Genomic DNA, 24,693 nt, shown 5'->3' with positions numbered 1-24,693 from the left:
TCTCACATTCGTAAGTGCCGCAGTCCTTCAGAGGGGGAAGACGCGCGGCGCTGCGGCAGGATTCAGAACGGAAAATGAAAAAGGAAGTGGGGTTACCGGAGAATGAAGCATTATGAAGTCAGCGATGAATACCGTACAGGAAACGAAACAATTGATCAGCAGCATGCGAGAATGCTGGACCATACGCAGAGAGCTTACCAGCTTTTCACGGACGAGAACATGCTGTTTAAATGTGCCGATATCAACAGGATTCTGGAAGACCTGAGTTTCCATACCGCAGAGCATTTTGCCTACGAGGAAGAGTACATGCGGGAGATTGGCTATGACAGGCTGGAGGAACATATCAGGCACCATGAGGACTTCAGCAGGAAAATACAGGAATTTACAGAACGTGTGCCGCAGCTTTCCCTGGATACGCAGGACGAGATGCTGGGAGAGGTATTTGAGTACCTGCAGGAATGGTGGAAGGTGCATATCACCCAGGAAGACATGAAGTACGTGGAATTTGCGAAGACGCATCAGACGGCAGCACCGTAGGCAGCAGGACGGCGCTGCCGTTCTGTTGCGGCGCAGAAGGGTGTGCGGGAGAGGATGGTCCGTTATGGCGGCGGCCGGCTGTACATGCGGGAGACAGCAGGGCATTCCGGACGGAATGCGGAAAGGAAGAGGGAATGGAAGAAGCTTGGGAAAAACTGAAAAAAATTATTGACGAGACGGATAATATCGTTTTTTTCGGAGGGGCGGGAGTCTCAACAGAAAGCGGAATACCGGATTTCAGAAGTGTGGACGGGCTGTATAACCAGAATTATGATTATCCTCCGGAAACAATTCTCAGCCATACCTTTTACCGGAGGATGCCGGAAGAGTTTTTCCGTTTTTACAGAGATAAGATGCTGTGCCTTGACGCAAAGCCCAATGCCGCACACAGAAAGCTGGCCGAATGGGAAGCAAAGGGAAAGCTGAAGGCGGTTATCACCCAGAACATAGACGGCCTGCATCAGCTGGCAGGAAGCAGAAATGTGCTGGAGCTGCACGGAAGCGTGCACAGGAATTACTGTGAGCGCTGTCATAGATTTTATGATGCGGAATATATGCTGCATACGGAAGGCGTTCCGAAGTGCAGCTGCGGCGGCACGATTAAGCCGGATGTGGTGCTTTATGAGGAAGGACTTGATAACAGGACGCTGACCCGGGCCGTGGAATATATCAGCAGGGCGGATGTGCTTATCATAGGAGGAACCTCCCTTGCGGTGTACCCGGCGGCAGGACTGATTGACTATTATGAAGGAAATAAGCTGGTACTTGTGAACAAAACGCCAACGTCCAGGGATGCACAGGCGGATTTGGTGGTGCAGGGCAGTATCGGGGAGATTTTCTCCCGACTGTAGAGTGAAATACCCCGCAGGACAGCATCGGTACAATGCATACAGGGACATCGGGCGACGGAGGGCTGCCTGAGGGTGATGGGAGCATTGAGGGCCGGTCTGCTGTCTGCGGGAATAGAGGTGGGATGACAATATGGATATCCAGGTAGGGAATATTGTAAAACTGAAAAAACAGCACCCCTGCGGTAGCAGGGAATGGGAGGTCCTGCGGGTGGGCGCCGACTTCAGGCTCAAGTGTCTGGGCTGCGGCCATCAGATCATGGTTCCCAGGAAGCTTGTGGAAAAAAATGTCCGGGAAATCCGGGAAAAGGCTTGAAATCGCTGGATTTCTATGATATGATATTATCTTGTGATATATAAATTTCCTTGCTCCCGGGCAGGGGGCCAGAGACCAAAAGGAGGTAACTAGCATGAGCAAATATGAATTAACATTTGTTGTGAATGCGAAAATCGAAGACGACGAAAGAGCTGCAGTTGTGGACAAGTGCAAGGCTCTGATCGAAAGATTCGGCGGCACAATTACAAACGTTGATGAATGGGGTAAGAGAAGACTTGCTTACGAAATCCAGAAAATGAAAGAAGGCTTCTATTACGTAGTTCAGTTCGACGCTCCGACTTCTGCACCGGCAGAAATCGAAAGCCGTATTCGCATTATGGACAACGTTATGAGATATTTAGTTGTTAAGCGCGAAGAAGCATAATCAGTGGATTTTGTAAAGAAGGCAGATGCTTTCTTTCGAATGCGGTGTGCTTTCTTGATTTGTACTGAGGATGCATTCGCAGTACAGGAGGTAATATGAATAAAGTAATTCTTATGGGACGTTTAACCAGGGATCCTGAAGTGAGATATTCCCAGGGAGAGAGCGCAACGGCAATTGCCAGGTATACACTGGCGGTTGACAGAAGATTCAACCGCAACAACGATGAGAATTCAGCAGATTTTATCGGATGCGTTGCATTCGGCAGAAGCGCGGAATTCGCAGAGAAGTATCTCCGTAAAGGTACGAAGGTCGTTGTAACAGGCCGTATCCAGACTGGCAGCTATACGAATAAGGATGGCGTTAAGGTTTACACTACCGACGTGGTTGTGGAAGATCAGGAGTTTGCAGAGAGCAAGAATGCTGCGGCGAATAACGACGGGGGTTATTCCGGCGGTTATACCGCACAGGTATCCAGACCTGAACCGAGCGCACCGGGCGATGGTTTCATGAACATTCCGGACGGAATCGACGAGGAACTGCCGTTTAACTAATGCAATTGTGACTGTCCGGCCCCGGTTTCCAGAGGACCGGTGCCGTGGAAGGGAACTTGCGGGCGGACTGGCCGGACAGATTTATATGATTCAGATAGGAGGCAATACTATGGCTTATAATAAAGCAGAGAGATCTGATTCTCCAATGAAGAGAAGAGGCGGCATGCGCAGAAGAAAAAAAGTTTGCGTATTCTGCGGTAAAGATAATACAATTGATTACAAAGATGTAAATAAATTAAAAAGATACGTTTCCGAAAGAGGAAAAATCCTTCCCAGAAGAATCACCGGAAACTGTGCAAAGCATCAGAGAGCACTTACTGTTGCTATCAAGCGCGCAAGACATCTTGCACTTATGCCTTACGTAGCAGACTAATATTAAAAGCAAAGCGGCTGTCGGAAATTCATCCGGCAGCTGTTTTTTGTTGAAAAAATGGAAATAATTGTCTTTTACGTCGCAGGCCAACAAAGCGAAAAGTATGGCATTCTGCATTAAAAAATGGTATAATATCAAAGATATGTGTGTCGGAGGCCCAGGCCCCCGGTTTTACATGAAGAAATTTATTGACGCCGGCGGGAAGAATTTACAGCCGGGTCTGTCTCAGAGCCTGTTTGAGGATTCATTTTCTTAAGCTGCATATTGTATTTACTGGTAACTTCAGGGATACTTGACAGTTACATCCACAGGAATCAATTTTCAGACACACTCCAGACTACGGATGAGGATAGGAATGAAGAAAAGAGTCAAATTAAAAGGAAGGCTGAAGATATATATGCAGATATCCATGTATCTCGGCCTTTTGCTTTTATTGGTGGACATTGGAATTTATTTTCTGGATACGCGGGCGGGGTTCCTTCTCACCTGCTTCCTTGTATTTTATTTTGCAATGATCCTGTATCTTATGCTGTATAACAGACCCATTATCATCAATGAGCTGGTCAGCTTTGCGACGCAGTACGGACAGATACAGAAGGAGCTTTTAAGAGAGCTTTCCGTGCCGTATTCACTGCTGGATGAGGATGGAAAAATAATCTGGTACAATCATGCATTCGCAAGGGCAATACATAATGAAAAAGCCCAGCGGCGTTCGGTTACCTCCTTTTTTTCCTCGGTAACAAGGGACAGGCTCCCTTCAGCGGAGGAAGGCGTGGCAGAATTTGAAATCTCCTATGAGGAGAGCGAGTATATTGCCAAGTTTACCAGAATATCACTCCGGGAAATGGCTGATGACAGTGATATCATCGGCGAGGAGGAGTACCAGGGCTGTCTGTATGCCATGTATCTGTTTGATGAAACGGCGCTGAAAATCGCCCTGAAGGAGAATGATGATCAGTCCCTGGCAGTGGGGATGATATATCTGGACAATTATGACGAAGCGCTGGAAAGCGTGGAGGAAGTGAGGAGATCGTTGCTTATCGCCCTGATTGACAGAAAGGTGAATAAGTACATTTCCGGTTTTGACGGAATCTGCAAAAAGATTGAAAAGGACAAGTATCTGACTATCCTCCGTAAAAGCGCGGTCACTCAGATGAGCGATAAGCGTTTCGAACTTCTGGAGGATGTGAAGACCGTAAATATCGGCAACGAGATGGCGGTTACCATCAGTATCGGCGTGGGCCTGGACGGCCTGAGCTATTCCCAGAACTATGAATTTTCCAGGACAGCCATTGACCTGGCGCTGGGCAGAGGCGGCGATCAGGCCGTTGTCAAGACGCCGGAGCAAATCAGCTACTATGGCGGGAAGAGCCAGCAGGTGGAGAAGAACACCAGAGTCAAGGCCCGAGTCAAGGCGCATGCGCTGCGGGAAATTATCACAAGCAAGGACAGGGTCCTTATCATGGGCCATCAGATCGGGGATGTGGACAGCTTCGGCGCGGCTATTGGTATTTACCGGATTGCAAGGACGCTGGATCGCAAGGCGCAGATCGTTATCAACGAAATCACCACCTCCGTACAGCCGCTGATTGACATGTTCCAGAACAGCCAGGAGTATGAACCGGATATGTTCCTCAAGAGCCAGCAGGCGCTGGAAACGGCGGGAAATAACACGGTGCTTGTGGTGGTGGATGTGAATAAACCCAGTATTACGGAATGTCCTGAGCTGCTGAAGGTATGTAAGTCCATTGTGGTTCTGGATCATCACAGGCAGGGAACGGAAACCATCGAGAACGCAACGCTTTCCTATGTGGAGGCCTATGCTTCTTCTACCTGTGAAATGGTTTCCGAAATATTGCAGTATATCAATGACGGGGTACGCATCAAAGGCGAGGAAGCCGATTGTATGTATTCCGGCATCATGATAGATACCAATAATTTTATGACGAAGACCGGCGTGCGTACCTTTGAGGCGGCAGCATTCTTAAGACGCAACGGCGCGGATGTCACCCGTGTCCGGAAGCTGTTCCGTGAAAATGCGGCTGAGTATAAGGCCAAGGCGGATGCCGTGGGACAGGCGGAAATTTACAGAAATGATTATGCGATTTCCATCTGCCGCAGCGACGGGATTCAGAGCCCCACGATTGTGGGCGCACAGGCTGCCAACGAGCTCCTGAATATTAAGGGGATTAAGGCAAGCTTTGTACTGACGGAGTATCAGGGCCGGATTTATATCAGCGCCCGTTCCATAGACGAGGTCAATGTACAGGTCATTATGGAAAGAATGGGCGGCGGCGGCCATATGAACGTGGCAGGCTGCCAGGTAGATGGTTCGGAGCCAGCGTCCGTAATCGGTACAATCAAAGGAACATTGGATAAAATGATAGAGGAAGGTGAACTGAAATAATGAAAGTGATATTATTGGAGGATGTAAAAGCCCTTGGTAAAAAAGGGGAGATTGTGAATGTAAACGACGGCTATGCCAGAAACTTTATCCTGCCCAAGAAGCTGGGGCTGGAAGCCACATCCAAGAACCTGAACGATCTGAAGCTCCAGAATGCCAATGAAGAAAGAAAGGCAAAGGAAATTCTGGAGGCGGCACAGGCATTTGCCAAAGATTTGGAAAGCAAATCCGTTGTGATTAAGATGAAAGCGGGAGAGGGCGGAAAAGTATTCGGATCCGTATCTTCCAAGGAAATCGCAACTGCATTTAAGGAGCAGTGCGATGTTGACATCGATAAGAAAAAGATTCAGCTGACGGATGCAATTAAGGCCTTCGGAACTTATGAGGTGCCTGTGAGACTGCATCAGCAGGTGACCGGGAAACTGAAGGTAAAAGTGGAAGAATAAGAAGGAATTGACAATGGCATCGATGGATGAGGCTATATTAAAACGGGTATTGCCCCACAGCATGGAAGCAGAGCAATCCGTAATCGGTTCCATGATTATGGACAGAGAAGCGATTGTGGTCGCATCCGAAATGATATGCGGGGAGGATTTTTACAACAAGTCCTATGGTGTATTGTTCGATTCCATGGTGGAACTCAATGATCAGGGGCAGCCGGTGGATCTGGTTACCCTTCAGAACCGGCTGAAGGAAAAGGATGTGCCGCCGGAAATCAGCAGCCTGGAATTCATCAGGGATCTGATTACGGCGGTTCCCACCTCGGCCAATATCAAGTATTATGCCAATATCGTGGCGGAAAAGTCAGTGCTGCGCAGATTGATCCGGCTTATGGAAGAGATAGCCAATAACTGCTATGCCGGAAAAGACAGCGTGGAAGTTATCATGGAGGAAACGGAGAAAAAGGTATTTGATTTGGTCCAGCGCCGGAATACCGGAGATTTCGTTCCGATCCGTGAGGTTGTCATGAACGCCATGGATAAAATAGAAAAGTCGTCCCATAACAGCGGAGGCGTAACCGGAATTGCCACCGGATTCATTGATCTGGATTATCGGACCGCAGGCATGCAGCCCTCTGATTTGGTGCTGATTGCCGCCAGGCCTTCCATGGGAAAGACTGCTTTTGTCCTGAATATTGCCCAGTATGTGGCGTTCCATTCCGGGGACTGCGTGGCTATATTCAGTCTGGAAATGAGTAAGGAACAGCTTGTTAACCGTCTCTTCGCCATGGAGTCCAAGGTGGATTCCCAGCATCTGCGTACCGGGAACCTTTCCGATCTGGAATGGGAGAAGCTGATAGAAAGCGCGGGTATGATTGGACAGTCCAAGCTGATCATAGATGACACGCCGGGTATCAGCATCGCGGAAATGCGTTCCAAATGCCGTAAATTCAAGCTGGAAATGGATTTGAAGATGATAATCATCGATTACCTCCAGCTAATGTCGGGAAGCGGCAGAGGCACGGATTCCAGGCAACAGGAGATTTCAGATATATCCCGTTCCCTGAAGGCTCTGGCAAGAGAACTGAGCGTGCCGGTGCTGGCGCTTTCCCAGCTGAGCCGTGCCGTGGAGCAGCGGCCGGACCACAGGCCCATGCTTTCGGATCTGCGTGAATCAGGAGCTATTGAGCAGGATGCCGACGTTGTTATGTTTATTTACCGTGACGACTACTACAATCCGGATACGGAGAAGAAGGGGATTGCGGAAATTAACATAGCGAAGCAGAGAAACGGCCCTATCGGCACCATTGATTTGGTATGGCTGCCGGAATTTACAAAGTTTGCCAATCTTCAGAAATAGTTATTTTTAGCGGCGGATTTCGGGAATCTGATAACCGGACGGAGAAGCGGCAGCTATAAAAACAGAATAAAGAATACAATACAAAAGAGAACCCAACCTGAGGCTGGCGTTCTCTTTTTTTATAAAAATAAAACAGATATGCCGCAGTCGGCGGCAGACAGGAGGAAAAATGAGCAGTAAAAAATCAGCCAGCAGGGCGGCAGTGATTGAAAGAGATGAAAAACCGGTGGAAAGAGAGGGTGAGGAAATGAATACGAAGTATGTGGAACAAACACAAAACAGGCAGGCGCAGAAAACACAGAAGGCTAAGAACACAGAGAAGAAACAGAGAGAGCAGCCGGGGAGAAAAGAAAAGGCGGGGCAAACAAATCCGGCAGAACAGGGAGGTGCGGCAGGACAAGTACAGGCAGCAGACCTGACAGGTGCAGCCGGACAAATTCAGCCGTCGGGTCTTGCCGGGACAGCGAGACAGTCAGGGACAGCGGGTCAGCCAGGGATGGCGGGAGAGTCAGGGACAACAGGACAAACAGGGGCAACAGGACAGTTAGGGGCAGCGGGACAGCCGGAGACAGCAGGGCAGGAGCAGCCCGATTTGGAAAAGGACATGTATCTCATTTCGGAAACGGCAAAACTGGTAGGAGTGGAGAGCCATGTGCTCAGATACTGGGAGGAAGAACTGAAGCTCCCTATCAGGAGGAATGAGCTGGGGCACAGATACTATACAAGAGAGGATGTGGAACAGTTCAGGGAAATTAAGAAGCTGAAGCAACAGGGTTTGCAGCTGAAGGCAATCCGTACGGTGCTCACAGACAGCACACTTCAGGTCATGGTGCCCATCAGGGAACACATACAGCCGGTGCGCAGCACACAGGCAGAGCTTAACGAACGGGATGACAGGCAGCTTCAGGATAAGAGCGCCCGTTTGCAGCTTCTTTTACATAATCTGGTGGCGCAGGCTGTCAGGGAAAACAACCAGGATCTTACGCGGGAGATCAAAGAGACGATCATGAAGGAGATGGATTATCAGTTCCGTATCCAGGAGGAGGAAAGCGAAAAAAGAGACAGGCAGAGAACGGAAAGGGAAGAGGAGCATTATAAAAAGCTGGACGAGCTGATAAAGCAGTACAGCGGCAGAGGCCTGACCGGAAAAGAACGCAGGGAGAGGAAAAGACAGGCTGTGAAGGAACGCAAGGCTCAGAAAAGTGAAGAAAAAAGAAAGAAGCATTCATTATTTTGAATGCTTCCTTCCTGAAGTCCTTATGTTGTTTCACGCAGGAATGCGTTATCAGCGCAAAAAGCGCAGATACCTGAATATTATTACTTATTCCTGGGAAATAGCGCCTGTAGGGCAAGCTCCTGCACAGGAACCACATTCGATACAGGTATTGGCGTCGATTACATACTGTCCATCTCCTGCAGAGATAGCGCCAACAGGACACTGTCCTTCACATGTTCCGCAGCTTACACAAGCGTCACTAATTACATATGCCATAATGATATCCTCCTTTATTCTTATAGACTTTGTTGATTATCATTACTTATTCTAATATAGAAAATCATTTAATACAAGCTATTTTTTGTGAATTATCGGCGATTTTTTGTACTTTTTGAGGAACAAATATACAGATGCAGTAACTGTTTTGATTCCACAGAAACAATATTATTGCAATATATACAATATATGGGTTCCGTGCGAAAATATGCCGTATTTTACATATTTTAATAAAAATAAAATCAGATTAATCCGAAAGTCCGTTACAGCTTATGATGAAGCCGGCTTCTGATTCCTCCGGTCCTTGATACCCTTAAGAATCGACTGCTTTTTGAGCAAAAGAGTGGGTCTGTCCATGGGGGGGATGCCCTTCAGCCGGTAGGGAATTCCCAGCTTTTCATACTTTGCTTTTCCCATTGTATGGTAAGGCAGGACGTCCAGGGCTTTGAGGTTACCCAACCCTCCTATAAACCATCCCAGTCTGTACAGGAAGCTTTCATCATCGGTTAAGGTGGGAACCACCACATGGCGGATCCATACGGGTACTTTTTTCTTATCCAGATACCAGGCAAAACGGAGGATGTTGTCATTCGGGCAGCCGGTCAGATCCTTATGGCATTTGGGATCAATATGTTTAATGTCCAGCATGACCAAATCGGTCATTCCCAGAAGAATATCCAGCTTTTTCATCCATTCCCTGTTGGAAGGTGCGAATGGAATTCCGGAGGTGTCGATACAGGTGTGGATATTATCCTTTTTGGCCAGCGTGAATAATTCTGTCAGAAAATCCAGCTGGAGCAGAGGCTCTCCGCCGGTTACCGTGATGCCGCCGTCCTTGTAGAAGCTTTTGTTACGCTCATAGCTTTCCATAATCTGTTCTGCAGAAATGTAAGACCCCGCATTTATTTCCCAGGTATCAGGATTGTGGCAGTAGGCGCAGCGCATGGGGCATCCCTGCAAAAATACGACAAATCTGACGCCCGGACCGTCTACTGTACCGAAGCTTTCTATGGAATGTATTCTTCCCGGTGAAGGTGTGCTTTCCTGCGTAGATGTTGGCATAATTATCCTCCTGCTTATCAAAGCTGTCATTTGCTCCTAATCCTATTATAGCACGACAGGCCCTGCGGGAAACCGGTGGTTTGGCGGGTTTTCCGTGCAGGGCCTGTCCGTTTTACTTACAATTATAATTACAGCGCTTCATGGAACGTACGGGAAATAACATCTGCCTGCTGTTCCGGTGTAAGCTTAATGAAGTTTACGGCATAGCCTGATACACGGATCGTCAGCTGAGGATATTTTTCCGGGTGCTTCTGGGCATCCAGAAGAGTTTCACGGTTCAGTACGTTGACGTTGAGATGATGGCCGCCTTTTTCAGCATAGCCGTCCAGTAAAGAAACAAGATTGTCAATCTGTGCGTTGTTAGCTTCCATAGTTTGCCTTCCTTTCTTTTCTCGGGAGAGAAGAATCAGCAGCCGTTCCTGCAGGAACAGCAGCATAAATCATTCGTTTTCAGTTCTGTCAAGACCCTCGTGGAGGGTGGGAACGCTGCAGGCCAGCGGTGCGGCCGAGCATTCCGGGCATCCGGTCTGTACCTTCCTGCCGCCGGGGCGGGAAGCGTCAATAGCCACGTTAATATGGCCCACGCCTTCCTGCGCACCGGCATCCAGCATCCTGACCAGATCGTCTATCATAGCCTGTTGATCCATAAAATCAGCTCCTTTTACTCCTGAGGCAGTGTATCAAGGTCGATTTCAATGTCTCCTGCAAATATCTCATCCTCTTTCCCAAGTGCGCCGGGGATGATGGTAAAGGTATTGGAAATACCATCCTGTGCATCCTTAAAAGGCAGCTTGGATACGGAGGACATGGAAGCTACCGCGCCATGGGTGTCGCGTCCATGCATCGGGTTGGCGCCGGGAGCAAAAGGCTCTCCGGCCTTACGGCCGTCAGGTGTGGCCCCGGTTGCCTTTCCGTAAACCACGTTGGAGGTAATGGTCAGTACGGAGGTGGTGGGGAAGCCGTCCCTGTAGGTGTGATGTCTCCTTACCATGGTCATGAAGCTGGACACCAGCTCCCTGGCAATGGTATCCACACGGTCATCATCATTTCCGTATTTCGGGAAGTCACCGGTGGTTTTGAAATCTACAATAATGCCGTCCTCGTCGCGGATGGGCTCAACCTTTGCATATTTAATCGCGGAAAGGGAATCCGCCACAACGGAAAGCCCGGCGATGCCGGTTGCAAAATAACGGCGTACGTCTCTGTCGTGAAGAGCCATCTGCGCTCTTTCATAGCAGTATTTGTCATGCATATAATGGATAACGTTCAGGGTGTTAACATAAACGCCGGCAAGCCATTCCATCATGTCATGGAATGCATCCATTACCTTATCGTATTCCAGTACATCTCCTTCATACTTACGGTATTTGGGACCTACCTGCTTTCTTGTCTTCTCGTCGATACCGCCGTTGAGAGCGTAAAGCAGACATTTTGCCAGATTGGCACGGGCGCCGAAGAACTGCATTTCCTTACCGATTCTCATGGAGGATACACAGCAGGCAATGCCGTAGTCATCGCCGTGGATAACGCGCATTAAATCATCATTTTCATACTGGATGGAAGAAGTCTGGATGGACATCTTCGCGCAGTAACGTTTGAAGTTAACAGGCAGCCTGGTTGACCAGAGTACGGTCAGGTTGGGTTCCGGGGAAGGTCCCAGGTTGGTCAGTGTATTCAGGTAACGGAAGGACATCTTTGTTGCCATGTGGCGTCCGTCAACGCCTACGCCTGCCAGGGATTCCGTAATCCATACGGGGTCGCCGGAGAACAGCTCGTTATATTCCGGTGTACGTGCAAATTTGATGATTCTCAGCTTCATGATGAAGTGATCAATAAATTCCTGAATCTGCTCTTCCGTAAAGGTTCCCAGGGCAAGATCTCGTTCTGAATAAATATCAAGGAAGGTGGAGGTGCGGCCCAGGGACATGGCGGCTCCGTTCTGTTCCTTTACTGCGGAAAGATAACCGAAGTAGGTTGCCTGAATGGCTTCCTGAACATTGGCAGCCGGTTTTGAAATGTCACAGCCATAGGATGCCGCCATCTGCTTCATCATTTTCAGGGCAACGATCTGCTCGGAAATTTCTTCACGAAGGCGGATTACATCATCGGTCATCGTGCTTCCGGTGGATTCCTTCTGTGCCAGCTTGTCCTCGATCAGACGGTCGATGCCGTAAAGGGCGATTCTTCTGTAGTCTCCGATAATTCTTCCGCGGCCGTAGGCATCCGGAAGGCCGGTAATGATGTGGGCGCTGCGGCATGCGCGCATCTCAGGGGTATAGGCATCAAAAACGCCTGCATTATGAGTCTTTCTGTGGGTGGAGAAGAATTCCTCCACATCCGCATCCAAAGTATAGCCGTTGTCAGCACATGCCTTCTGTGCCATACGGATGCCGCCGTAGGGCTGCAGGGAACGCTTAAAAGGGGCATCGGTCTGAAGGCCTACAATAGTTTCTTTGGATTTATCAAGATATCCGGGACCATGGGACGTAATGGTGGAAATGACTTTGGTATCCATATCCAGGACACCGCCGGCTTCTCTTTCCTTACGGCTCAGATCCAGAACCTCATCCCAAAGCTCCAGGGTATTCTGTGTAGGTCCGGCAAGAAAAGCTTCATCTCCGTCATAAGGGTGGTAATTCTTCTGGATAAAATCGCGCACATTGATTTCGTGCTCCCAGTCACCGCCTATAAAACCATTCCATTCTGTTCTCAAGATTTTCCTCCTCTTCTACTGCCGGGGCAGTATCAAATGTAGATGTTAAACGGGCAGACGGTCCCCAAATGCGAACCGTAAAAAACTGCGGATAGAACACCATCAGGTCTCACCCGCACCTGTATTATATGTTTCCCGGAAAGCCGCGTCAAGGCGCGGACTGTTCTTTTTTGTAAACAAACCCCGGTTTTATACTTTTTTAATAAAATTTATCAATAAGCGGGGGAACGGGGCAAAACGCATCCGCCCCAGTTCCTTCCGCTTTTTACGGGGGGCGCCGGAGCCGGGCTTCTCCTTCTTCAGGGGGGGCTGCGGTGGGGGTATTTTCTGTGCCAGTTTCAAAAACGGGCTGTTTCTAACTGTTTCGGTTGGCCAGGATTCGGCCAACGCGGCCAAAACTCCTCACGCAGCGACTGGCGTCGGCTGCGTTCGTCAGACAGGCCGCTAGGGGCGGCCGGATCCTGGCCATCCGAAGCAGTAAGAAACAGCGTCGTTTTTTCATATGGCACGGAAAACACCCCCACCGCAGCCCCCCTGAAGAAGGAGAAGCCCGGCTCCGGCGCCCCCGTAAAAGACGGAAGGAACTGGGGCGGATGCGTTTTGCCCCTGGTGGCAGCGGTAGGTTTTGTGTGAGGAATGTTGTTGTTGTTGTTCTGCCATATTTTGTATGATGAAAAAGTATATTTGATTTAGTATTTCATATATTATTGATTTCTATTTGGATTATGTTGTCTGGCTTTTTCCTTTTTCCTTATACACTCGCATATCTTGCGTAATTTGGGGAAAAGTATTATACTAAGAAAATCAGCCGGCAGGGGCCTGCTGATAGTTTCTAAGGAAAAGGAGGTAAGCGAAATGGCGCAGATTACTAAGGAAATGACAATTGGTGAAATCTTAAGAGCCAATCCCGAGGTTGCTCCCATTCTTATGGAAGCAGGCATGCATTGCCTGGGATGTCCTTCTGCTCAGGGTGAAAGCCTGGAAGAAGCGGCTATGGTTCATGGAATGGATATTGAAGATTTAATGAGCAAGATTGCTGCATTATAATCAATTTTCAGGGGCGGACATGCTGTGTACCGACATTTATGCGGCGCGGGTGACGGGATGGCAGGCTGCTTTGGCCTGGCATGTGCGTGCGGCATATAAGGGCTGTTAGCGGGGATGGAGCCTTTGAATACGGGAAGAAACAGACGGGCACGCTGCCAATAAGGCGCGTGCCCGTCTGTTTCTTAGATTTTGCTTAAGTTCTGTAAAGCGTTTTCGCTGATTATCAGTTCGTGATGTTCCTCAAAATAGGCTTCTCCTGCAGGAACTGACTTTTCCTGCCGTCCGTATTCTGACAGACAGTTGCAAAGCTTGTTGAATTCCTCCGGTGTATGGGAAGAACTTGTAACAATCAGGAAATAGCGTCCTGTGCTGCTGTCCTTATACAGTGAGTTGGAGCCGTGATAAAAACCCTTCAGTACGTGGGCCAGCCTGGTCAGATGATTCAGGGAATCAAAGGAATATATCCTTGTCAGGCTGACAGAACCTTCCGCTGTTCCGGCTTCTTCAGTTTTTTCCTCCTGGCGGAGCGTTTTCTGTCCGTTCTGTCCGCCGTTCACGCGGCCTTCATGAATGCGCTTGAATAAATCGAGAACATCGTCTGCGCCTTCATTCAGATCCTGAATCATATCATCCAGGCTGTCGTCGTCATGAACACTGGGGGCAAATTTGGAAAAACGTGTGTCCAGTTCCTCCGGATCCTCCACTTTGGTAATGATTAAAACAATACAATCGGAGTTCAGGGGAATTGCTTCTATCATAAGCGGAATGTCTTCTGCTTCAAAACCGAATTTCAGGGAAGCCTGCTGCATCATATCCCGGAAGAGGCTTTTGGCCTTTTCGGTGCCATAGGCAAGCTCGCTGATTTTCAATTCACGATCTGCCAGGTCGGCTTTTGTCAGGGTACAACGAATCTGATGATCATTTACTTTTTCAATTTTCATGTTCTCACATCCTTAATATAAAGATATTGAAATTGTTGTCTTGTGTGACTGAAAATACCTGTAAAATGAACATATCTGTGTAGTATCTGTGATTATCAAATATATTATACTTAAGGAAGAAATAAGTCAAGCATCCTTTGAAACTGTTTAAACTTTTTTAAGATTTTAGTCTTGCTATTTTTCCATTTATCGGATATAATTCGTTTTAGAGATGCTTCTGGACAATCAGTGTCAGAAGGAGGGCGGTTTCTCAGCCGGAATGAGTTTGTATCACTCATTTATTTATGATTCTATTATATCATATTTTAAGCAAATATTATAGACACACCAGATCTTTCCTGTGTGCTCTATATCTTCTCCTCATCTAATAGTATGAGGATGTCTTACAGGCTTATGTGCTTGTCGGAACAAAAATCATTTCCAAAATTACCACTAAGTTTCGTTTAATTCGCAAAATTCATGTTGTAATTGGTTTTTTTATCTTATTCCGCGATACATGTCCTGGAGCATCTTGTTTTTTTCTGTTTAAATATCGTCGCTGCCGTAAAGTCATACGGAAGGGCACATTTATATATCACGATCCTTTTGGGGAAGGACTGGGGCGATTTTTCCGCGCCGTCTGTCCGGGTGCTTTTTCCGTATAGAAAATACGGAGGGGTGTGTACCATGCATTTAGAGAAGGACGAGAAAAAGATGGAAAGGCATCTGAGGGAGATTTACAGCAAGGGGGTTGATTTGTATCTGGAAGGAGAACCCGCTTCCCCGGAAGAAATCGCCAGAAAATTTTTCGTCAATGAAGATACTGTTTATATGCCGGACTTCGTGACCGACGAAGACGGCACGCTGCGGGAAGTAAGGTATGACAGGGTTGAATACCGCTGATGTCCGCTGCGGCCATATATTATTAAGTTTCCTATCTGAAAATAATTGTAAAATGAAAACAGCTGTGAAGCTGCGGGGCGGCTTCGTAACAGCTACAGGAAGTATCCGGTTCTGACATCCGTATAAACGGTCCCCCGTACCGACGCTGCGGATGGAAGAAAAAGACAGCTGCCGTGCGCGCCTGAGACAGCCGCGCGCGGCGGCAATTAGTCAGATTCTGACGATTTATGTAAAAATAGGTAATGACGATGTTTAAATAGTCTGATATAATAAGGACGGTCAGGAGGAATACGGAAAATGAAAAAAAAGCTTCCGGTAATAATCGCTGTCGTCCTTATTATTGTGATTATTGCCATTACAATGGGTGTTAAAGTCCTTGAAAGATTCTCCTATTCAAAGGAAAGGATGGATCTTGGATCTTATTATGGAATAGAATCGGGGGAGGATGTGGCCCTCGTTTTAAATAATGAAATAAAAGAAGAAAAAGGCAGGCTGTCTGAAGGAAGATGCTATCTGCCCCTGGATACGGTGCATGCCTATCTGAATGACAGATTCTATGCAGACTATAATGAGAATCTGCTCCTTTATACGACGCCGGATGAAATAATCCGGGCGGAGGGCGGCAGTGCAGGTGAGGAAGGCTATGTTCCTGCGTTTATGGATAACGGCGTAATGTACGTTGCGCTGGACTATGTGAAAAAATATACTAATTTTTCCTTTGAACTGTTTCAGGATCCTAACAGGGCGGTGCTGACTACCAGCTGGGGCGAGCATCAGGCTGCCGATATTAAAAAGGATACGGCCGTGCGATACCAGGGCGGCGTGAAAAGTGATATTTTAACCGATGTGAAGGCAGGGGACAAGGTGGTCATCCTGGAGGAAATGGAAAACTGGAGCAAGGTTGCCACATCGGACGGCTTCCTTGGCTATGTGGAAAATAAAAGGCTTGAGAATCTCCGAAGCGAAACGCTGATTCCGGTGACTGATTATCAGGAGCCTGAATATACCAGCATCCGTAGGGATCATAAGATCTGCCTGGGATGGCACCAGGTTACAAGCGAAGCTGCTAATTCCACGCTGTCAACGGTATTGGACGGCGTGAGCGGCATGAATGTTATTTCTCCCACCTGGTTTTTCCTCAGCGATAATGAGGGGAATTTTGTCAGCATAGGCAGCAAAGACTATGTGGAGCAGGCGCACAGCAGGGGGCTTGAGGTATGGGCGCTGTTAGATAATTTTACTTATGACGTGAATACGAAGGAAATCCTTTCCTATACGAGCAAGCGGGCCAAGCTGATTTCCGGGTTGGTGAACGAGGCCCTGGCGCTTGGCGTGGATGGCATTAATGTGGATCTGGAGCAGGTGAGTACGGAGGCCGGTGAGGATTATGTGGAATTCCTGCGTGAGCTTTCTATTTCCTGCCGCGCCAACAACCTGGTGCTTTCCGTGGATAATTATGTGCCGAAGAATTATAATGCCCATTATAATTGGAAGGAACAGGGGATTGTGGCCGATTATGTCATAATTATGGGATATGACGAGCATTACGGCGGCTCCCAGGAGCCCGGCAGCGTAGCCTCTATCGGATTTGTGGAGGAAGGCATAAGCACTATGGTGCAGTCAGTACCGGCGGAGAAGGTGATTAATGCGGTTCCCTTTTACACACGGATCTGGGAAACAAAGGGCGGCCAGGTACAGAGCCAGGCTGTGGGAATATCTGCGGTACAGAAGTTTGTTTCCGATAAAGGCGCGGAAACCATCTGGGACGAGGAGGCCTGCCAGAATTATGCGGAGGTGCAGGACGGTGATTCCTTCTATCAGGTATGGATGGAGGATGCACAGTCTCTGGAGGTTAAGATAAATATTATGAAGAATTATAACCTGGGCGGTGTTGCGGCATGGAAGCTGGGTTATGAAAAGGGGCACCCTGAAGTGTGGGATGTGCTGACTTCATTTGTGAATGGATGATAGATGGGTGATGATAGTTATATCGCTTTCAATGGGGGAACCGTCAGCAGGAGGTTCCCTTTTTCGTTCACAGATCAGGCAGTTTTTAATTCGCAGGACAGAAGGTAAGGAGGAAGTTGCGTCCGCCGGTTCTATTTTGTAGGACAGCACATAAAATGGAATAAGCGAAGGGCGGGAGGTTCCAATGAGTCAGGAACTGAAGGAACAGATTCTAAAGGGCGTAGTTACGATTCTTCTTTTCACGTCCGTTTTTTTTGCTGCAAGGCAGGCGGCGGTTCTGGTAAATGAAGGTGAGGCAGAGACGGAGGAACGGTTCTGCGTGGTTATAGATGCGGGACACGGGGGAGACGATCCGGGAAAAATCGGAATCAACGGCGCACTGGAAAAAGAAATTAATCTTCAGGTTGCTGAGAAGCTGAAGGCATTTCTTGAAGCGTCGGATGTAAAGGTAGTCATGACCCGGACGACCGACGGCGGGTTATACGACGAAAACGCTTCCAATAAAAAAGTGCAGGATATGAAGCAGCGTATCCAGATTATTGAGGAAGCCCAGCCGCAGCTCGCGGTAAGCATTCATCAGAACAGCTATGAGGAAGAGTATGTGGACGGGGCGCAGGTTTTTTACTATAACAGCAGCGTTCAGGGAAAGGAACTGGCGGAAACGATACAGAACCGGATGGTACAATATCTGGATCCGGAAAACCACCGGGTGGCGAAGGCCAACGACAGCTATTATCTTCTGAAAAAGACGGGAAAACCGATTGTAATCGTGGAATGCGGCTTCCTATCTAATGGCGCCGAGGCGGAGAAGCTGTGCGATGATTATTACCAGGAGAAGGTGGCGTGGAATATACATATGGCGATTATGCAGTATTTGAATAAGCATTATTGAGCAGGAGTATCAGCGGAAGAGACGTATATATAATACACGGCGGGAAAGTCAGATTTGCTTTCCCGCCGTGTATTATATAGTCTTACTCCTTCCATACATCCCTCACAAACCCCACATAAGCCGCAATAAAATAAAGCAGATATATCCCCACAAAGATAAGGAAGGAGGTGCCGAAGTAAGTGAACGCCGAGCCGCTCACACCTGTGGCATTCACGAATTTCCCGCTTATGATGATAACGGCCATGCCGCTTATAAGTACCGCAGGGAGGATCGGGCACAGATAAAACCAGGACATCTGTTTGAGGAGCGTGCGGTTTATCTGTTTTCTCCGCAGTCCCAGGGAGGAGAGAAGCTGGCAGTGATAGCGGTACTTGCCGGAATCGCTCAGCTGCTGTACGGACAGAATGGTGAGAGCCACGCACAGGTAAACAAGGCCGATGTAAACCATGGGAAGTGAGATGGAGGTATAGCCCCATTTCCCTTCCGCCAGCAGCTCCTGGGAGATGAGTGTATCGGTAATTGTAAGTGTCATGGTGTCCGTGCCGCTGGCGATGATATCGCTGTAATCCTTGTGTGAGGTGTAAATCGCACCGATCTGTTCATCGCTCAGCGTGCCCGGAATCATGGAGGCCAGTTCGGTATAATAGACTTCCATCTGTTCCACCACATCATCGGCCGCCACCAGAATGTAGTCAGAGACATTGTGTCCGTCTGCCCAGCATGCGTCGCAGCGCATTGTAATCACTCAGCCGCATGAAAGGATCGTGGTTGTAATACTGCGCCCAAATACCGTCCGGCATGGAAATAAGGCTGTCTACGCTGGCAGAAGCCCCGCCGCCCGGCCCGTTGACCGGATTTCCTCCATATTTGGCAAAGGCGCGCAGGTGGGTAAGATAATATGTGCGCATCTGTTCCCCACCATTGTGATATACTTTGTAAACATGAGTGACTGCGTCAGGAGAAAGCCCGTTTATTGCCGCCTGTTCCGATTCCATCGTACATGACGCGTTTCCCAGAATGCTGACGGAAAAAGGATATTTGTAAATAAGCTGTGTATTCTGGTACTGGTTCAGCATTAATGCAAGGCTGCAGCCAAGCAGGGATAGGGTGAACAGCACTGTGAGCGTGCCGAAGGTAAAGCGCATGGTCCGTATTTTGGAGGACAGCTGCCGGATGAGGAACAGATTCGTCCCATGATAGATCCGTTTTCCTCTTTTTTTCAGATAGAGCCTGAAAAGGGAGGCGAGCCCCCAGTAGAGAAGATAAATGGAGAGAATCAGAAGTACTATCATGCGTATGATATCATCATTATCCAGACTTCCGCCTTTGAAATAAAGAACCGTTCCGAAAATCACGAAGTAAGCGATTCCGGCCAGGCTTGCCGCGGCGCCCGTTATCAGGTTCCCTTCCCGGATGCATTCATTTTCCCTGCCTGCCCGGATGAGCCCGGCAATGTTCATCCTCCGGAATTTCTTCTGGTGAAAAAGGAGGGCCAGAAGGTAGCAGGAGAAAAAGCAGAGCAGAGTCATCAGAAAAGAAGGGGTGTTCCAGGAAAAATCCAGACGGTAGCTTTTCCCGATAAGGGTATAAAAACAGGCAAAGAGGAACTGGCGCAGAAAGAGTCCGATGATCGTACCAAGCAGAAAAGCCATTGCCCCAAGGGTCAGGCTTTCTCCCCAGAAGATATGGGTAATCTGTCTGCGTTTCATGCCCAGGAGCCCGGCGCGTACCAGCTCGTGAAATATATGCCCGTCCTTTAAAAAGAGGATCCTTTTGCACCAGCTGGCGGAAAAGGCGTCATGCGTGACCATCAGGATGGTGGAATCCATTTCCGTATTCAGCTTGTGGAAGGTTTCCATAAGCATCAGTGAGGATTTGGAATCCAGCGCTTCCTGTGAATATGGCGGAGCGGGCAGGCTGACAGACGGGCTGGGTGGTGTACGCCTTTTCAAAACGGATGCCCTCCTGCGCCAGTCTGTCCAGAGACGGCGTTTTCATATCCGGGACAGGGCTTTTGGACTTTTACATCAGTAATGAATGTGATATAATGTGCAAAGAGCGGGCCTGCGGAGTGCGGGCGGACACAGGATGAAGCGGGCCGGACCGTGGAAGGAAGGGCAGAAAGAGCAGTTATTATGGAAACAATTTATGCGGTAATCAATGGGGATGATACGGATGGGGAGAAAATACGGCAGGCGGGAGAAATCCTGAAGGCAGGCGGGCTGGTGGCGTTCCCTACCGAAACGGTTTACGGGCTTGGCGGTGACGCCCTCAATCCGGATTCCTCAAGAAAAATATATGCGGCCAAAGGACGGCCTTCGGATAATCCTCTTATTGTGCATATCTGCAGATGGGAGGATATTTACCGGATTGCGGACCCTGTGCCTGAGGCGACGCAGCGGCTGTGCGAGGCATTTTGGCCGGGGCCGCTTACCATGATTCTTCCCAAAAAGGATACGGTGCCGGATGAGACGACGGGCGGGCTGGATACGGTGGCGGTGAGGTTCCCGTCACATCCGGTGGCGCAGCGGCTGATCGATGCCGCCGGCGGTTTCGTGGCGGCACCCAGCGCCAATGCGTCAGGGAAACCCAGTCCTACGATGGCGGAATATGTGGCGGAGGACATGAACGGCAGAATAGAGATGATTCTGGACGGTGGTGCCGTGGGGATCGGACTGGAATCTACGATCGTGGATCTCACCGGCGGAGAGCCTACGGTTTTGCGGCCGGGTTATGTGACGCAGGAAATGCTGGAAAAAGTGCTGGGAGATGTGGCTGTGGATCGTACCATTCTGGACGGGACAACGGCGGAACGGCCGAAGGCGCCCGGAATGAAATACAGGCATTATGCGCCGAAGGGAGATCTCGCCATTGTGGAGGGAGAACCGGAGGCTGTGACGGAATATATCAACAGGCTGTGCGCCGAGGCGGCGGCAGCAGGGAAGAAGACAGGAGTTATCGGTACCGATGAGACCTTTTCTTCCTATGCGGCCGACAGTGTGAAGACGGTGGGAAGCCGCGGGGACGAAGAGGCGATTGCCCGCAGTCTGTACCGGATTCTGAGAGAGTTTGATGATGAAGAGGTAGAGGTAATGTATTCCGAATCCTTTTCCACTTATGGGATGGGACAGGCAATTATGAACCGCCTGCTGAAGGCGGCGGGGCACAGGGTTATTACGGTATAAGCGCGCGGAATGCAACGCGCAGATGAAATCAAAGACCCCGCTGCAAGCAATGGGGTCTTTGACCCTCGCGGCAGTCGCCAAATATCCATGCAAGCATGGATACTTGGCTCGTTGCTCGCGGGAATAAAAGCCAGAGAGGCGGAAAGGTGTGCAAGGACATATGATAGTAGCATTAGGCAGTGACCACGGCGGATATGATTTGAAACAGGAGGTTATCGGCTATCTGAAGGAAAAGGAAATCGAATACAGGGATTTTGGCTGTGAAAGCAGGGAATCCTGCGATTATCCTGAGTACGGAAGAGCGGCGGCTGAGGCTGTGGCGAAGGGAGAATGTGATTTTGGAATTGTGATCTGTACCACAGGGATCGGCATTTCCATCGTTGCGAACAAGGTAAAGGGAATCCGGTGCGCGCTCTGTTCGGATACGGTTTCCGCAAGACTGACCAGGGAACATAACGATGCGAACATGCTGGCAATGGGGGCAGGCATTGTGGGCGCTAATCTGGCGCTGGGAATCGTGGATACATTTCTTAATACGCCTTTTTCCGGTGAACAGAAGCATGTACGCAGGGTAAAGGCAATAGAGTGACGGCCGGGCCGTATGACAGGCGCTGTAAATGAGATAATATGTAACAGCCGCGTCTGTGCAGATACTGAGAAGTTATATTTTGCATAAAAATACACAGGAGGACAAATATTATGTCAAAAGTAGTGATTATGGACCACCCGCTGATTCAGCACAAGATCGGATACATCAGAAGAGTTGAGACAGGCACCAAGGATTTCAGGCAGACTATCAGTGAGATTGCCATGCTCATCTGTTATGAAGCCACAAGAAGCCTGCCTCTTGCCGATGTGGAAATTACGACGCCTATCTGCGATACCACAGTGAAGGAGCTGAAGGGTAAGAAGATGGCAATCGTGCCTATTCTGCGTGCGGGGCTGGGAATGGTGGACGGTGTCCTGAACCTGATTCCGGCGGCCAAAATCGGGCACATCGGCCTGTATCGCGATCCGGAAACCCTGCAGCCGGTGGAGTATTACTGCAAGCTGCCTGCGGACTGCGCGGAGAGAGAGGTCTTTGTAGTGGATCCCATGCTGGCTACAGGAGGTTCCTCTGTGGCGGCTATCCAGATGCTGAAGGATAAGGGCTGTAAAAAAATCCATTTCATGTGCATCATCGCCGCTCCGGAAGGAATTGCGAAGATGCAGGCGGAGCATCCGGATGTGGATTTGTATGTGGGTGCGCTGGATGAGAAGCTTAATGATCACGGTTACATTGTCCCCGGGCTGGGCGATGCGGGAGACAGGATTTTCGGAACAAAATAAGAGAAAAAGAGGGAGTTACATGAAAAGAACGGACTATATTACCTGGGATGAATATTTTATGGGGGTGGCCAAGCTCTCGGGCATGCGGTCAAAGGACCCCAGCACGCAGGTGGGAGCATGTATAGTGAGCCAGGATAATAAAATCCTGTCCATGGGCTATAACGGCTTTCCGATAGGATGTTCCGATGATGAATTCCCCTGGGATAAAAACGGCGGGGAAGAGGATACGAAGTACCCTTATGTGACCCACAGTGAATTGAATGCAATACTCAATTACCGCGGGGGCAGCCTTGCCGGGGCCAAGCTTTATGTTTCTCTTTTTCCATGCAACGAATGTGCCAAGGCAATCATTCAGAGCGGTATCCGGGAAATTATTTACGAATGCGATAAATATGCGGACACCCCGGCTGTGAGGGCTTCCAAGCGGATGCTGGATGCGGCGGGCGTGACTTATCGGAAATACGAGTCCGCTGGCCGCAGTGTAACCATAGATTTATAGGCAGATACCCCGCCGCAGGCTGAAGGATAAGCATGAAATGCAGCAGGCGCGGCGTACCAAAGTCCGTGGGGAATTGACCCTCGCGGCAGTCGCCAATATGGACAGGGGAACCGGAGGTTCTCTGCAGACGTGTCCTTTTGGCTCGTTGTTCATGGGAATAAAGGAGATATTGGATGAAGGCAGCAGGGAGACGGAGGCTGGCAGCGGGATTTCTGGCAGCAGTGCTGATGCTGACGGTTCCCGCCGTCGGCGCGAACGCCACCTCGGACACAAGGGAAAAGCTGGAAAAGGCAAAACAGGAAAAGCAGGCGACGGAAAACCAGAAAAATGCCGCGGAAACGAATATTGATAATATGGAAGAGGTGCAGACCGGGCTGAAGGGTGAGCTGAATAATCTGACGGCCCAGCTGACCGAGGTGAGCAACAACCTGGAAACCATAGAAAACAATATTATGGCTAAAAATGATGAAATCGCCGCGACTCAGGAGGAACTGGAGAAGGCGAAGGAATCTGAGGCATGGCAGTATACCTGTATGAAAAAAAGGATACAGTTTATGTATGAGCAGAGCAGCCAGATGTATCTGGAAGCGCTGTTTACGTCATCCTCCTTTGCGGAGTTCCTGAATAAATCGGAATACTTTGAACAGATAGCGGCTTATGATCAGAAAATGCTGGCTAAGTATAAGGAAACAAGAAAGCAGATAGAAGAGAAAGAGGCTGAGCTTGAAGCGGAGAAGGCTGAGCTGGATGAAATGAAGGCTTCTGCAGAAGCGGAGCATGAAAAGTTCTCGGGCCTGATTAACAGGACCCAGGGGAATATATCCGCTTATTCCAGTCAGATCGCCAGCGCGGAAGCTGAGGTGGAGGCTCTGGAGGCTCAGATAGAGGAGCAGAATAAAAATATTTCGGCATTGCAGAAGCAGCTGGCCGAGGAAATCGCCAAATCCCGTCTGGCTGCAAACTCCAGCTGGCGTGATATCTCGGAGGTGTCCTTTACGGAGGATGACCGTTATCTGCTTGCCAACCTGATTTACTGTGAGGCGGGCGGCGAACCTTATGACGGACAGGTGGCTGTGGGGGCCGTGGTAATCAACCGTGTGCTCAGCTCCGTGTATCCCAGCACGCTTTCCGGGGTTATATATCAGAACCGCCAGTTTGAACCGGTATCCACCGGGCGTCTTGCACTGGCGCTGGCGGAGAACCGTGCTACGGCCAGCTGCTACCGCGCAGCCGATGAAGCTATGAGCGGCGTGACAAACGTGGGGAACTGTGTATACTTCAGGACGCCCATACCGGGCCTGGAGGGAATTAATATCGGCGGACACGTATTTTATTAATTTCATTGGTGTTAGTCCGTAAATGTGTTGGTAAGGTTATATAGTCAATATCCCAGCCGTTCTTATATCCTTATTATTGTGGTAATAGCTTGTGCCGGTTACTGCCAATACGGTTTCCGTCAACCGCCCGAT

At 49.2% G+C, this 24,693-nt stretch carries 27 protein-coding genes and 2 pseudogenes; 19 read left to right on the top strand and 10 right to left on the bottom strand.

Annotated features, from left to right (window positions below; all coding sequences use genetic code 11):
• Positions 1 to 102: 102 nt before the first annotated feature.
• The 10 genes from FYJ45_RS23110 to FYJ45_RS31080 all read left to right on the top strand — a co-directional run bounded on the left by FYJ45_RS23110 (position 103) and on the right by FYJ45_RS31080 (position 8,451).
• Positions 103 to 537, top strand: a complete 435-nt coding sequence (locus FYJ45_RS23110; protein WP_154467409.1) for a bacteriohemerythrin — start codon at positions 103 to 105, stop codon at positions 535 to 537.
• A 134-nt stretch (positions 538 to 671) separates the two neighbouring features.
• On the top strand, positions 672 to 1,388 hold the full coding sequence (locus FYJ45_RS23105) for an NAD-dependent protein deacylase (protein WP_154467408.1): 717 nt from the start codon (positions 672 to 674) through the stop codon (positions 1,386 to 1,388).
• A 130-nt stretch (positions 1,389 to 1,518) separates the two neighbouring features.
• Positions 1,519 to 1,701: a DUF951 domain-containing protein gene (locus tag FYJ45_RS23100; RefSeq protein ID WP_021634322.1), complete on the top strand. Its 183-nt coding sequence runs from the start codon at positions 1,519 to 1,521 to the stop codon at positions 1,699 to 1,701.
• 94 nt (positions 1,702 to 1,795) lie between these two features.
• On the top strand, positions 1,796 to 2,086 hold the full coding sequence (gene rpsF, locus FYJ45_RS23095; RefSeq protein ID WP_021634321.1) for a 30S ribosomal protein S6: 291 nt from the start codon (positions 1,796 to 1,798) through the stop codon (positions 2,084 to 2,086).
• Between the two features lie 95 nt (positions 2,087 to 2,181).
• On the top strand, positions 2,182 to 2,637 hold the full coding sequence (locus FYJ45_RS23090; protein ID WP_021634320.1) for a single-stranded DNA-binding protein: 456 nt from the start codon (positions 2,182 to 2,184) through the stop codon (positions 2,635 to 2,637).
• Positions 2,638 to 2,746: 109 nt separating this feature from the next.
• On the top strand, positions 2,747 to 3,010 hold the full coding sequence (gene rpsR, locus FYJ45_RS23085; protein ID WP_025487679.1) for a 30S ribosomal protein S18: 264 nt from the start codon (positions 2,747 to 2,749) through the stop codon (positions 3,008 to 3,010).
• Between the two features lie 355 nt (positions 3,011 to 3,365).
• Complete coding sequence (locus FYJ45_RS23080) at positions 3,366 to 5,417, top strand: DHH family phosphoesterase (RefSeq protein ID WP_154467407.1); 2,052 nt, start codon at positions 3,366 to 3,368, stop codon at positions 5,415 to 5,417.
• Positions 5,417 to 5,860: a 50S ribosomal protein L9 gene (rplI, locus tag FYJ45_RS23075; RefSeq protein ID WP_154467406.1), complete on the top strand. Its 444-nt coding sequence runs from the start codon at positions 5,417 to 5,419 to the stop codon at positions 5,858 to 5,860. The genes FYJ45_RS23080 and rplI overlap by 1 nt, the downstream gene beginning before the upstream one ends.
• A gap of 22 nt (positions 5,861 to 5,882) precedes the next feature.
• The gene (gene dnaB, locus FYJ45_RS23070; RefSeq protein ID WP_025487677.1) at positions 5,883 to 7,214 is read left to right on the top strand and encodes a replicative DNA helicase; all 1,332 of its coding nucleotides are present in this window, start codon (positions 5,883 to 5,885) and stop codon (positions 7,212 to 7,214) included.
• Between the two features lie 169 nt (positions 7,215 to 7,383).
• A complete protein-coding gene (locus tag FYJ45_RS31080) occupies positions 7,384 to 8,451 on the top strand; it encodes a MerR family transcriptional regulator (RefSeq protein WP_235930973.1) in 1,068 nt (355 codons plus the stop codon).
• Positions 8,452 to 8,535: 84 nt separating this feature from the next.
• Here the strand turns inward: FYJ45_RS31080 and FYJ45_RS23060 are convergent, their stop codons facing one another.
• From FYJ45_RS23060 to pflB, 5 genes are all read right to left on the bottom strand, one after another.
• The gene (locus tag FYJ45_RS23060; RefSeq protein WP_021634313.1) at positions 8,536 to 8,706 is read right to left on the bottom strand and encodes a DUF362 domain-containing protein; all 171 of its coding nucleotides are present in this window, start codon (positions 8,704 to 8,706) and stop codon (positions 8,536 to 8,538) included.
• A gap of 270 nt (positions 8,707 to 8,976) precedes the next feature.
• A complete protein-coding gene (gene pflA, locus FYJ45_RS23055; protein WP_154467405.1) occupies positions 8,977 to 9,768 on the bottom strand; it encodes a pyruvate formate-lyase-activating protein in 792 nt (263 codons plus the stop codon).
• Between the two features lie 128 nt (positions 9,769 to 9,896).
• Entirely contained in the window at positions 9,897 to 10,139 is a 243-nt protein-coding gene (gene grcA3, locus FYJ45_RS23050; RefSeq protein WP_025487674.1) for an autonomous glycyl radical cofactor GrcA3, read from the bottom strand.
• A 69-nt stretch (positions 10,140 to 10,208) separates the two neighbouring features.
• A complete protein-coding gene (locus FYJ45_RS23045; RefSeq protein WP_021634309.1) occupies positions 10,209 to 10,415 on the bottom strand; it encodes a hypothetical protein in 207 nt (68 codons plus the stop codon).
• A 14-nt stretch (positions 10,416 to 10,429) separates the two neighbouring features.
• Positions 10,430 to 12,481 carry a formate C-acetyltransferase gene (pflB, locus tag FYJ45_RS23040; RefSeq protein WP_154467404.1) on the bottom strand — a complete coding sequence of 684 codons (2,052 nt, stop codon included), beginning with the start codon at positions 12,479 to 12,481 and terminating at the stop codon, positions 10,430 to 10,432.
• An 855-nt stretch (positions 12,482 to 13,336) separates the two neighbouring features.
• Between pflB and FYJ45_RS23035 the strand changes: the two genes are divergently transcribed.
• Positions 13,337 to 13,528 carry a DUF1858 domain-containing protein gene (locus tag FYJ45_RS23035; protein WP_025487671.1) on the top strand — a complete coding sequence of 64 codons (192 nt, stop codon included), beginning with the start codon at positions 13,337 to 13,339 and terminating at the stop codon, positions 13,526 to 13,528.
• Between the two features lie 182 nt (positions 13,529 to 13,710).
• Here the strand turns inward: FYJ45_RS23035 and FYJ45_RS23030 are convergent, their stop codons facing one another.
• Positions 13,711 to 14,469: an adaptor protein MecA gene (locus FYJ45_RS23030; protein WP_154467403.1), complete on the bottom strand. Its 759-nt coding sequence runs from the start codon at positions 14,467 to 14,469 to the stop codon at positions 13,711 to 13,713.
• 666 nt (positions 14,470 to 15,135) lie between these two features.
• Between FYJ45_RS23030 and FYJ45_RS23025 the strand changes: the two genes are divergently transcribed.
• The 3 genes from FYJ45_RS23025 to FYJ45_RS23015 all read left to right on the top strand — a co-directional run bounded on the left by FYJ45_RS23025 (position 15,136) and on the right by FYJ45_RS23015 (position 18,211).
• Positions 15,136 to 15,351 carry a hypothetical protein gene (locus FYJ45_RS23025; RefSeq protein ID WP_154467402.1) on the top strand — a complete coding sequence of 72 codons (216 nt, stop codon included), beginning with the start codon at positions 15,136 to 15,138 and terminating at the stop codon, positions 15,349 to 15,351.
• Between the two features lie 297 nt (positions 15,352 to 15,648).
• A complete protein-coding gene (locus tag FYJ45_RS23020) occupies positions 15,649 to 17,319 on the top strand; it encodes a glycosyl hydrolase family 18 protein (protein WP_154467401.1) in 1,671 nt (556 codons plus the stop codon).
• A gap of 196 nt (positions 17,320 to 17,515) precedes the next feature.
• Positions 17,516 to 18,211 (top strand): N-acetylmuramoyl-L-alanine amidase, encoded by a 696-nt coding sequence (locus FYJ45_RS23015; RefSeq protein WP_408609536.1) that lies wholly within the window; start codon positions 17,516 to 17,518, stop codon positions 18,209 to 18,211.
• 82 nt (positions 18,212 to 18,293) lie between these two features.
• Here FYJ45_RS23015 and FYJ45_RS23010 read toward each other — a convergent pair whose 3' ends face one another.
• From FYJ45_RS23010 to FYJ45_RS33295, 4 genes and pseudogenes are all read right to left on the bottom strand, one after another.
• Positions 18,294 to 18,956 (bottom strand): hypothetical protein, encoded by a 663-nt coding sequence (locus FYJ45_RS23010; RefSeq protein ID WP_154467399.1) that lies wholly within the window; start codon positions 18,954 to 18,956, stop codon positions 18,294 to 18,296.
• A complete protein-coding gene (locus FYJ45_RS29805; RefSeq protein WP_235930975.1) occupies positions 18,904 to 19,920 on the bottom strand; it encodes an FtsX-like permease family protein in 1,017 nt (338 codons plus the stop codon). Before FYJ45_RS29805 ends, FYJ45_RS23010 begins: the two co-directional genes overlap by 53 nt.
• 15 nt (positions 19,921 to 19,935) lie before the next feature.
• Positions 19,936 to 20,100, bottom strand: a pseudogene (locus tag FYJ45_RS32845) (ABC transporter ATP-binding protein); the annotation flags it as partial.
• Positions 20,099 to 20,215, bottom strand: a pseudogene (locus tag FYJ45_RS33295) (sulfatase-like hydrolase/transferase); the annotation flags it as partial. The pseudogenes FYJ45_RS32845 and FYJ45_RS33295, both read right to left, overlap by 2 nt.
• 131 nt (positions 20,216 to 20,346) lie before the next feature.
• Between FYJ45_RS33295 and FYJ45_RS22995 the strand changes: the two are divergent.
• From FYJ45_RS22995 to FYJ45_RS22975, 5 genes are all read left to right on the top strand, one after another.
• Positions 20,347 to 21,396, top strand: coding sequence for an L-threonylcarbamoyladenylate synthase (locus FYJ45_RS22995; RefSeq protein ID WP_154467398.1), 1,050 nt, complete (start codon positions 20,347 to 20,349; stop codon positions 21,394 to 21,396).
• 163 nt (positions 21,397 to 21,559) lie between these two features.
• Entirely contained in the window at positions 21,560 to 21,985 is a 426-nt protein-coding gene (rpiB, locus tag FYJ45_RS22990; RefSeq protein WP_276892983.1) for a ribose 5-phosphate isomerase B, read from the top strand.
• 110 nt (positions 21,986 to 22,095) lie between these two features.
• The gene (upp, locus tag FYJ45_RS22985; RefSeq protein ID WP_021634368.1) at positions 22,096 to 22,725 is read left to right on the top strand and encodes a uracil phosphoribosyltransferase; all 630 of its coding nucleotides are present in this window, start codon (positions 22,096 to 22,098) and stop codon (positions 22,723 to 22,725) included.
• The gene (locus tag FYJ45_RS22980) at positions 22,694 to 23,224 is read left to right on the top strand and encodes a dCMP deaminase family protein (protein ID WP_035320889.1); all 531 of its coding nucleotides are present in this window, start codon (positions 22,694 to 22,696) and stop codon (positions 23,222 to 23,224) included. Before upp ends, FYJ45_RS22980 begins: the two co-directional genes overlap by 32 nt.
• Positions 23,225 to 23,397: 173 nt before the next feature.
• Positions 23,398 to 24,561, top strand: a complete 1,164-nt coding sequence (locus tag FYJ45_RS22975) for a cell wall hydrolase (RefSeq protein WP_154467396.1) — start codon at positions 23,398 to 23,400, stop codon at positions 24,559 to 24,561.
• The last annotated feature ends 132 nt before the right edge of the window (positions 24,562 to 24,693 follow it).

The organism is Eisenbergiella porci, from assembly GCF_009696275.1.
Classification (GTDB): Bacteria; Bacillota; Clostridia; order Lachnospirales; family Lachnospiraceae; genus Eisenbergiella; species Eisenbergiella porci.
This window is presented reverse-complemented; position numbering and strand designations above follow the sequence as displayed.